This window comes from Acrocarpospora macrocephala, from assembly GCF_009687865.1.
GTDB lineage: Bacteria > Actinomycetota > Actinomycetes > Streptosporangiales > Streptosporangiaceae > Acrocarpospora > Acrocarpospora macrocephala.
On the sequence record NZ_BLAE01000078.1, the window covers coordinates 55,815 to 57,926 of the forward strand.

The 2,112-nt window shown below is 69.1% G+C and carries 2 protein-coding genes; both read right to left on the minus strand.

Translation table 11 applies throughout. From position 1 onward, the window contains the following. Nucleotides 1-89 precede the first annotated feature (89 nt). On the minus strand, nucleotides 90-698 hold the full coding sequence (locus tag Amac_RS45535; RefSeq protein ID WP_155360677.1) for a DUF4126 domain-containing protein: 609 nt from the start codon (nucleotides 696-698) through the stop codon (nucleotides 90-92). Between the two features lie 386 nt (nucleotides 699-1,084). Then, nucleotides 1,085-2,112 (minus strand): NAD(P)H-dependent flavin oxidoreductase (locus Amac_RS45540; RefSeq protein ID WP_155360678.1); only part of this gene is annotated, 1,028 nt, incomplete at its 5' end.

Below are 2,112 nucleotides of genomic sequence, written 5' to 3' on the forward strand. Positions count from 1 at the left end.
GTGGGTGGGAGAGCCCCGGGAAACCTGCGTTGGGGGTGGGCGTCGGCTGGGAGGAGTTCTGGGTCGTGGTCGTGTGGGGATGGTGGCGATTAGCCTGAGCCGTGTTGGGCGGTGCGGGTGCGGCGGGTGGCTTTGTAGCGGCGTACGCGGCGGATGGCTAGCCAGCCGAGGGTGGCGAAGGCGGCCAGGGCGATGAGCACGAGGATCGGGAGGAAGATTGCGATCAGGCTCATGCTCAGGGAGCTCGCGTCCTCCACGGTGCTGACTACGGGTGCGCCGACTCCGGCGGTGCTCGCGTTCACCACCGGGCGCACGCTGGACTTGATCACGTGCACGATCAACGCGGTCACGATTCCCAGCACCCACCCGACCGCGGGGTGTTCCGTCATCCAGGTGGAGTTGTCGAGCTCCGCGGCGGCCGAGGTCGCGCTGAACACGACACCACCCGCCGCGGGCCGCACCGCGGTCTGAATGATGTCGTTCACATGATCGACGACAGGCACCTTGTCCAGCACGAACTCGGCCAGCAACAACACGCCGATGATCGCCAGCACCCACCCGTTCGACAGCCACTCATACCCCTGCGGCAACCGCACCGCATCCGTGAGGTTGGCCACCATCCCGACCACCATCAACGGGATATAGGCATTGAGCCCAGCAGCCGTAGAAAGCCCCAACCCAGTCAACGTCGCGAACATCCACACCCCCTGCCCCAACCCAACGCCCGAACCCCCCACCAAGTTGCCACAATCGCCACATTCCCGATGGGGGTTCCGGATCGAAGACAGGCCGCGACGTAGGGCCTTGGCCAGACAGCCGACGCGCGTCGGATAGGCGGAACATTTGTTGGTGGTGGGCACGGGCGAAGGTGGGTCGCGACGTAGGGCCTTGGCCGGGCAGCCGACGCGCGTCGGGTAGGCGGAACATTTGTTGGTGGTGGGCACGGGCGAAGGTGGGTCGCGATGTATGGGTCGTGGCCGGATAGCCGAGGCGCGTCGGCTTGGGCCCAATGGGCGCCGGTGCGGTGGGAAGTGGGGCGGAGGTGATCGGTGCCGGATAGTGGTGAGCAACCCGGGCAGTTGGGTCAGGAGTTGTTGATGGTGGTTAGGCGGTTGAGGGTGGTGGCGTAGGTGGTGAGGAGGTCGTAGAGGACCTGGCGGGCCGGTTTGATCTGGTTGAGCTGGCCGACGACCTGGCCGACGAAGTAGTTGGAGAGGGCTTGGGCGCCTGGGTTGCCGGATTCGGCGGCGCGGGTTATGCGGGTGTGGGCGGCTTCGGCCAGGAGCATTTGCAGGGGCATGGGGAGGGAGCCAGGGCTTTCCAGGCCGTCGTCCCATTCGTCGGTCCAGGCCGAGCGGAGCTGGCGGGCGGGCTTGCCTGTACGGGATCGGGAGCGGACGGTGTCGAGGGAGCCGGCGGCGAGGAGTTTGCGCTTGAGGGCGGGCGGTGTTTCGGCCTCTTCGGTGGTGAGCCAGACGGAGCCGCACCAGACGCCCTCCGCGCCGAGGGCGAGGGCGGCGGCCACCTGACGCCCGTCCGCGATGCCGCCCGCGGCGAGCACCGGCACGCCGACGGCGTCCACGACCTGGGGAACCAGGACCATGGTCGAGATCTCCCCGGTGTGGCCCCCGGCTTCGCCGCCCTGCGCCACGATGATGTCGGCCCCGGCGGCGACCTGGCGGCGGGCGTGCTCGACGGTCCCGACCAGCGCGGCCACCGGCACCCCGGCCGCCCGCGCCTTCTCCACCATCGCCGCGGGCGGCGGCCCCAGCGCGCTCGCGATCAACCGGATGGGATGCTTCAGCGCCACATCCACCAGCCCGGTCGCCCCTTCGGCCGTCACCCGCCGCCCGGCCTCGTCGGCGCTGCTCCCCGACGTCCGCTCACTCACCGGAACCCCATATTTCCGGAAGAGGTGTGAAACGAAATCCCGATGCACATCCGGAATCGCCTCCACCAGCGACTCCCGGGGATCACCGGCGACCTCCGCGATCCGCCCCGGAACCAGCACATCCACCCCGTACGGCCGCCCGCCCACCCGCTCATCGATCCAGCTGAGCTCCCGATCCAGCTGCTCGGGCGAGAACGCCACCGCCCCCAGCACCCCGAACC

Excerpts from the sequence above, each read along its gene's own strand:
- Amac_RS45535 (WP_155360677.1), bottom strand. The coding sequence starts at position 698 with ATGTTCGCGACGTTGACTGGGTTGGGGCTTTCTACGGCTGCTGGGCTC.